This is a genomic window from Phenylobacterium sp. SCN 70-31, from assembly GCF_001724605.1.
GTDB lineage: Bacteria > Pseudomonadota > Alphaproteobacteria > Caulobacterales > Caulobacteraceae > Phenylobacterium.
The window spans coordinates 453,333-460,761 of record NZ_MEEX01000004.1 but is presented as its reverse complement, the minus strand read 5'-3'; the positions used below and the strand labels follow the sequence as shown (position 1 = coordinate 460,761).

General features: G+C 69.4%; 4 protein-coding genes and 1 pseudogene. 3 read left to right on the top strand and 2 right to left on the bottom strand.

The features are described from left to right. The 3 genes and pseudogenes from ABS78_RS04555 to ABS78_RS04545 all read left to right on the top strand — a co-directional run. A pseudogene (locus ABS78_RS04555) lies at positions 1 to 567 on the top strand (TonB-dependent receptor); the annotation flags it as partial. A 53-nt stretch (positions 568 to 620) separates the two neighbouring features. After that, entirely contained in the window at positions 621 to 1,676 is a 1,056-nt protein-coding gene (locus ABS78_RS04550; RefSeq protein WP_293375450.1) for a TonB-dependent receptor, read from the top strand. 243 nt (positions 1,677 to 1,919) lie between these two features. Further along, positions 1,920 to 5,081: a TonB-dependent receptor gene (locus ABS78_RS04545; protein ID WP_293375448.1), complete on the top strand. Its 3,162-nt coding sequence runs from the start codon at positions 1,920 to 1,922 to the stop codon at positions 5,079 to 5,081. Between the two features lie 63 nt (positions 5,082 to 5,144). Here ABS78_RS04545 and ABS78_RS04540 read toward each other — a convergent pair whose 3' ends face one another. Then, entirely contained in the window at positions 5,145 to 5,552 is a 408-nt protein-coding gene (locus tag ABS78_RS04540) for a DUF6491 family protein (RefSeq protein WP_293375446.1), read from the bottom strand. 64 nt (positions 5,553 to 5,616) lie between these two features. Further along, a complete protein-coding gene (mnmC, locus tag ABS78_RS04535; protein WP_293375484.1) occupies positions 5,617 to 7,419 on the bottom strand; it encodes an FAD-dependent 5-carboxymethylaminomethyl-2-thiouridine(34) oxidoreductase MnmC in 1,803 nt (600 codons plus the stop codon). Positions 7,420 to 7,429: the final 10 nt, after the last annotated feature.

Here is a 7,429-nt window from a genome sequence, read left to right as displayed (position 1 = left end):
GGCGAACTTCCGTTCGCGGGCATCGGCTACGACCTGGGGGTCACCTACTCCCACACCCAGAACCGCCAGCACACGCCCGACATCTTCATCGACCGCCTCCAGCGGGCTCTGAATGGCCTGGGCGGCGCCAACTGCCGCACCAACACCCCCGGCGCCAACGGCTGCCTCTGGTTCAACCCGTTCTCCAACGGCTACGCCGGCAACCCCTCGATCGGAACGACCAACCCCGGCTACGTCTCGGCCAACGCCAACAGCGTCGATCTGCTCGACTGGCTGTTCGAGCGGGGCTCCGAGACCCGTCAGCGGCAGGACCTGTTCGTGGTCGATCTGGTGTTCAACGGCGAACTCGGCATCGAGCTGCCAGGCGGCGCCATCGGCTGGGCGGCCGGCGGCCAGTACCGGACCACCGACTTCCAGTCGACGCTGCGCAGCCCGTTCCAGGACGTGCGGGTCAATCCCTGTCCCGTCCAGGGCGTGACGACCTGCGCGCTGGCCACCGGCCCCTACATCTTCCTGGGCCAGGGCACGCCGCAGCAGCTCGACGACACGGTCTACGGCTTACGCTGAACGCCCAGGCGGCCATCCGCTACGAGGACTACGGCGGCCTCACCGGCTCCACCGTGAACCCCAAGCTGGCGGTCAAGTGGCAGGTCGCCGAGGCCTTCGCCCTCCGCGGTTCGGTGGGCACCACCTTCCGCGGCCCAACGCCGGGCAACCGCTCCAGCAACGCCGTCACCGGCCTGTCGGGCATCCAGGCGGCGGGCAACGGCTTCAAGTCCGTCGACTACACCGGCAATCCCGCCGTCGGACCAGAGAAGGCGTTCACCTACAACATCGGCGCCATCTTCCAGACCGGCGGCCTCCGCGTCATCGCCGACTACTGGCACTTCAAGGTCGAGGAACAGATCACCCAGGTGCCGCATCAGATCGTGGCGACCGCGGTGGCGGGCGTCGGCAACGGCACCCAGTTCGTGAACTGCGGCAGCGCGCTGCGTGACCTGATCACGTTCAACAACAACAACGTGTGCGTCCAGGGCGTCACTGTCGGCAACGACATCCAGCGCGTGCGTTCCGACACCGTCAACGGACCTGACGCCACCGTCCGAGGCGTCGACGTCAGCATCGACTACAAGATGCCCGACGTCCTCTCGGGCGATGTCGGATTTGGGCTCTCGTTCAGCCGGCTGCTCAAGTACGACATCGGACAGTTCGACCTGAATGGCGTTCTGGTGTCGGCGCCCTACAAGGCGCTGGGCTTCACCAACTACGACCGCTTCCCCGGCACGGTGTCGAAGCTGCGCGGCGCGGCCTACGCGGAGTACTCCCGCGGCGACCACAACCTGCGGCTGGACATGACCTACATCGGCGGCGCCACCGACAATCGAGGGCCGACCACCGTCCAGACCGGATCCTCGGCGAACTGCAACGTCGCCAACGCCATCGCAGGCACGGCGACGAACTGCCTGCTCACCACCCTCGGCAACAAGGTGAAGTCGTTCTACACCTTCGACCTGACCTATCGGGTGGACCTGCCGTGGGACACCACGCTCACGGCCTCGGTCTTCAACATCTTCGACCGCGACCCGTCGGCGGCGCGCCTGGAAGCGGGTTACGACCCCTTCGTCGGCAACCCCTACGGCCGCACCTTCAAGATCGGCGCGCGCAAGCGCTTCTGATCCGAACCGAACCATTTCCGAACCAGGGCGCCGCCGGCCAAGCCGGCGGCGCCTTTTTCATGCACGTTGTAGGTGTGTGTTGCGCGCAACAGGTGCGCACCGAAATTTCTAAATTCCGAAGATCGGTACGTTTCCCCAGCGGAATCCTCTTGGCCCGCCGAACGCAGTCGGACGATCATCGTTCCGCCACGGAACGACCCTCGCACACCAGACGCGGGCGGGTCCGTGGGGGAGGAAGACACCATGACGAGACGCAGTCATCTCTGCGGCGGCTCGATGCTGGCCGCCGCCTTTTCCCTCGGCCTGGCCGCCACGGCCGCGGCCCAATCCTCGGCGCCCCCCGAAGTCGAGGAGGTGGTGGTCACCGGCTCCTTTATCCGTGGCACGCCCGAGAACGCCGCCCTGCCCGTCGACGTGCTGAGCGCGCAGGATCTCGAGAAGCAGGGTTCGCCCACGGTGGTCCAGCTCGTGAAGACCATCACCTCGTCCCAGTCGTCCCTGGGCGAAAGCAACCGCTACAACGGCGGCGCGGGCACGGCGACGATAAACCTGCGCGGCTTCGGCGCCTCGCGCACTCTCACCCTCATGAACGGCCGACGGCTGGCCGACAGTCCCGCGGCCGCCTTCCAGGGCGGTGGCGCCAACCTCAACTTCATCCCCACCGCCGCGGTGGGCCGGATCGAGATCCTGAAGGACGGCGCCGCCGCCACCTACGGGTCGGACGCCATCGGCGGGGTGGTCAACTTCATCACCCGCCGCGACCTCGACGGTTTCGACGTCGAGGGTGAGTACTCGCTGATCGACGGCTCGAACGGCGACTACCAGACCAATCTGGCCTGGGGAAAACGCTTCGACAACGGCAACGTGCTGCTGACCGCGGGTTACCGGCATCGCTCGCGGCTGGATATCCATGACCGCGATTGGGCCCTACGCAGCTTCGACTTCGGCGGCTATGCCGGCGCCGGCGGCTGGACCGGCGCATCGAACCCCGGGCTGTTCCTGGCCGGCGCCAATCTGTTCCGCGACAACGGCTGCGAGGAACTGGGCGGCACGCTGACCAACAACGTCACCTTCCAGAACCCGCTGAACGGCCAGCTCGGGCAGGGCGCCACGGCCACCATCGCCGTGCCGGTCGGCGCCCAGAACCCGGCGGCGAGCAATTCCACCTGCCGCTTCCAGTTCTCGAACTTCAACGATCTGGTGAACCGCGAGGATCACTACCAGCTCTACGGCGAGGTCAACTTCGACCTGTCGGACACCATGTCGTTCCATGCCGAGGTGGCCTGGACCAAGAACGACATTCCGAAACAGCGCATCTCGCCGGCCAACCTCACGGCGCAGTATCCCTCGCCGGTCGCGATCGGCGGGACCTCCTATTCGCCGACGGCGCCCAGCGGGCCCAACTTCTCGGTCCCCTACAACATCCCGGCCAATCATCCGGGGCTGGTCGCGCTGCTGAACGCCTGCCAGGCGCCCCTGACGGCCGCCCAGTGCGCCACGATCCGCGCAACGGCGAACAGCGCGACGGGGGCGCAACCCGGTTCACCACTCGGCGCGCGGGGCGTCGACATCGTCCAGCTCGGCTGGCGGGCCATCGCCTTCGCGGGGCATCCGCTCAACAAGGACGGCGCCGACCACCAGGCGGTGGTGAACGAGGGCTTCCGCATCTCGGGCGGCTTCCAGGGCGAAGTCTTCGGCGGCGTCCGCTACGACACCGCGCTGACCTACATGGAGCAGAAGAACACCGCGAACACCAACGACCTGCTGGTTCGCAACATCCAGTTGGCGCTGCGCGGGTTCGGGGCGCGGGCCGACGATCCTCAGGGCTGCACCGCCGCCGAGACCAACAACTTCACGACCGGGGCGGGGAATGCGGCCCTCGGCTGCCACTACTTCAATCCCTTCACCAACGGCATCGCCGTGAGCGCGGTCAACGGCGCCGCCAACCCCTATTTCAACTCGGCGGTGGCGAACGATCCGCAGGTGGTCGCCTGGCTCTACGGCAACTACACCAATGTGCTGACCAACAAGCTGCTCGTGGCTGACGTCGTATTCTCGGGCGAGACCGGCATCGACCTGGGCGGCGGGCCGGTGGCCTGGGCCCTCGGCGCCCAGTACCGCTACACCCAGGAAGTCCGGAAGTACGGCGCCCTGTTCAACGCCGACGAGACTCCCTGCCCGGACCGCGCCGCCTGCGCCGATGAGAGCGGGCCACTGCAGTTCTTCGGCTCGGCCACCGATCGCGACGACGACGCCAACGTGAAGGCGGTCTTCGCCGAATTGCAGTTGCCGGTGACGGACACCGTCAACGTCAACTTCGCGATCCGGCACGAGGCCTATCAGGGCAACATCGGCTCCACGACCAATCCCAAGGTGGCGGTGAAGTGGCAGGTCGCCGACTTTCTGGCCCTGCGGGGGTCGGCGAGCACGACCTTCCGCGCCCCGGGGCCCGGACTCATCGGCACCGGCTGCAACAACGGCGTGCGCGTGCTGGGCAGCGCCTATCGCGCGTTCCAGAGCTGCGGCAATCCCGACCTCAAGCCCGAGAAGGCCGACACCTACAACATCGGCGCGATCGTGGAGGTCGGCGGTTTCACGGCGACGATCGACTACTTCAACTTCAAGTTCAAAGAGGAGCTGATCGAGGAGAGCGGCTCACGCCTCTACGCCACCATGTTCCCGGGGGCTTCGAACGTAAATTGCGGAAACCCCGCCTTCGCCGCGCTGGAAGCCCGATTCACGTTCGCCGGGGCCTGCGGAGCGGCCAATGTCGCACGGCTGCGCAGCTTCGTGATCAACGGTCCCACCACCAACACCTCGGGCCTCGAGTTCCGGGCGCAATACGACTGGGACGGCTGGTTCGACGGCCAGTGGGCGATCGGCGGCGAGGCGACCTACCTGATCGAATACAAGCGCGGGGCGGTCAGCATGCGGGGCGCGAATATCCCGATCTCCCCCGCGGAGGACCGGGCCGGGCTGTCGGACCTGATCAACGACTTCTTCTCGTATCCCGAGATCAAGGCCAACGCGTTCCTCGCCTATGTGCGGGGGCCGCTGTCGCTGCGCTGGCAGACCCGCTTCGCCGAGGGCACCTCGCCGGCGTTCGGCTCGCCGCTGTTCGTGACCGTGCCGAACGCGGGCGCCACCACTGCGCCGGCGGCCTGCGCCGGAGCCTCGACCTCGTGCGCCGGCCGCGACCTCGTACCGGTCGGGAAGTCGAAGAACTTCTGGCAGCACGACCTCGTCGTGCGGTTCGAGGCGCCGTGGGACACGATCGTCACCGCCAGCATCCAGAACGTGTTCGACAAGGACCCGCCTTACGGCCCCAGCCAGTACAACTACGACTACACGTCGGGCAATCCGCTGGGTCGGGTGTTCGAAGTCGGATTCAAGAAGACGTTCTGATCGAACGCCACCTGAAGGAGGAGGGGCGCCGCAATCCGGCGCCCCTTCGTTTTTTCCGCCGCCCTACGGCTTTGCGCGCTTGGGCAGGGCGGCGATCTCCGCGTCGGTCAGCTTCCGGACATTGGTGACCGGACAGGTCTGGGGCCCGATCGACGTGGGCGAGATGATCTCGGCGTCCAGGCCCGAGCAGATCTGCGAGCCGCCGCGCGAGCGGATGGCGATCTTGGTGTTCCACTCCACGTCGCCGCAGGGCCCCATGAGCTGGAACTGATAGACGTCCTTCACGCCGACGCGGACATTGACGGTGCGGCCGTCCTCGGATGCGAAGTTGTTGACCTGTCGGGTCCAGAAGCACTGGCGCGCGGGCTTGGCGGCGGCCGGTTCGTCGGGTGAACGCGCGACGGCCAGCGGCGCGGCGGCGGCGGCCGCCAGGCTGACGGCGGCGATGGCGAGAGCGGTCCGGATCGTCATGGTCGAGGTCCTCTGGCCCCAGTATCTCCCCCCGGAGCGCGTAACATGGAGACGCGGTCCCAGGCTAGGAACGGCGCGCTGAACGTCGCATGAACCGATCGGGCGCGACCAGCGCCACGGCCGCCGCATCCAGGGGCGATGGGACGCCTGCGATGTCCGCCGCCAGATGCTCGGCCAGGAGCGGCGCGAAGCTGAACCCCCGCGAACCGAGACCGGCCAGCACGAACAGGCCGTCGTCCCCCCAGGCTCCCGCCAGCGGCAGCCGGTCGGGTGTGACCGCGCGGATCGAGGCCCGCCCGCGCAGGGCTTCCGGGACGACCGCCGCCGCCCGTCCCGGCAAGGCGCGCGCCAGGAGTTGCAGATTTCGGGCGTGGTCGGCCTGGCGGACGTCCAGCCCGGTGTCGCCCCGGTCGTGGGTGGCCCCGAACAGGACGCCCTCGCGGGTGGACAGCACATAGCCGCCCCAGGCCGCCGCAGGGCTCTGCGCACCATCGACGGTCCAGCTCGCCTGACCGCGCACGGGCGCCAGAGGCAGAGGCGCCAGAGGCAGGGACGGCGGCGTCAGGCCCGCGACCAGGTCGCAGGCCGCATTCGCATTGGCCAGGACCACGGCGTCGGCCTCGGCGACCGTGCGACCCTCGGCGTCGTACAGCGCCCAACCCCTCTCGTCTCCCGCCAGGCGCGCGATCCGCACCGGCGTCACCTGGCCGACCCAGGCCGCCAGGATCGCGGCGGGATCGACCACCAGGGCCTGCGCCTGCTCCAGCGCGGCGGGCGTGGATTCTCCCAGTCGCGCGGCGGCGGCCTCCGGGGACAGCCGTGTCATCGAGCCGGGCTCGAACAGGTCGGCGCCGGCGATTTTCGCGAACCGCGCCGGGTCCCGTTCGGCGGCGGCGAGTTGCAGCACCCCCTCCCCGATGACCGCGCCCGGGACGCCGCGATAGAGGCGGACGGCCCGGCCGAACGCCTGGGCGAAGAGTTGCGCGGCGACGCCCAGGCCGGCGTCCAGCCGCGGCGTCACCAGGGCCGCCGGATTGCCCGAACCGCCCGCCCCCGGGCGTTCGGCCTCGAAAACCTGCGCCTCGACCCCCAGATCGCGCAGCGCCCGCGCCATCGCCGCGCCGGCGACGCCCGCGCCCACGACGGCCACCCGCCGCGGGGATCGGGGGTCGACGGCGGCGCCGGGCCGTCGGGCCTCCAGCCGCTCGCGCTTGCGTCCGAAGCCGGGGCGCTTCTCCACCATGAAGCCGCCCGCCGCCAGGCCACGGCGAGCCTGGCCCGCGACGGTGAAGGTGGCCGCCCTCGCGCCCGGCGCCGTGCGCGCCGCCACCAGGGCGAGGACTTCGTCGCTCCACATCTCCGGATTGGCCGCGGGCGCGAAGCCGTCCAGGAACCAGGCGTCCGCCTGCCCGCTCCAGCCGGCCAGCGCCGGAATCACGTCCAGGGTCGCCAGGTCCAGGGTCGCGTGGAACTCGGGCAGCGACACCCGATGACGCCCTCGCGCCCGCCCCGGCCAGCGGGCGATCAGCAGGTCTGCGACCGGACCCAGTTCGGGCCAGCGCCCCAGCGCGCGGGCGGCGTCCTCAGCCGCGAGCGGATGGGCCTCCACCGAAAAGACGTGCAGCGTGCCGCCCCGCGGCCTGTGCGCTCGCCACATGTCGAGCAAGGCCACGATATTGAGTCCCGTCCCGAAGCCCAGTTCGCCGACCACGAACCGGCGGCGTCCCGCCCAGGCGTCGGGCAGGCCGCAGCCCGCCAGAAAGACCGCACGCGTCTCGGCCAGCCCGTCCTCGGCCGAGAAGTAGACGTCGCCGAAGAGGCGCGAGCGCGGCAGCCCGCCGTCGGTCCACGTCAAGGGAGACCACATCGGGGGGCTG

Excerpts from the sequence above, each read along its gene's own strand:
- ABS78_RS04540 (WP_293375446.1), bottom strand. The coding sequence starts at position 5,552 with ATGACGATCCGGACCGCTCTCGCCATCGCCGCCGTCAGCCTGGCGGCC.
- ABS78_RS04545 (WP_293375448.1), top strand. The coding sequence starts at position 1,920 with ATGACGAGACGCAGTCATCTCTGCGGCGGCTCGATGCTGGCCGCCGCC.
- mnmC (WP_293375484.1), bottom strand. The coding sequence starts at position 7,419 with ATGTGGTCTCCCTTGACGTGGACCGACGGCGGGCTGCCGCGCTCGCGC.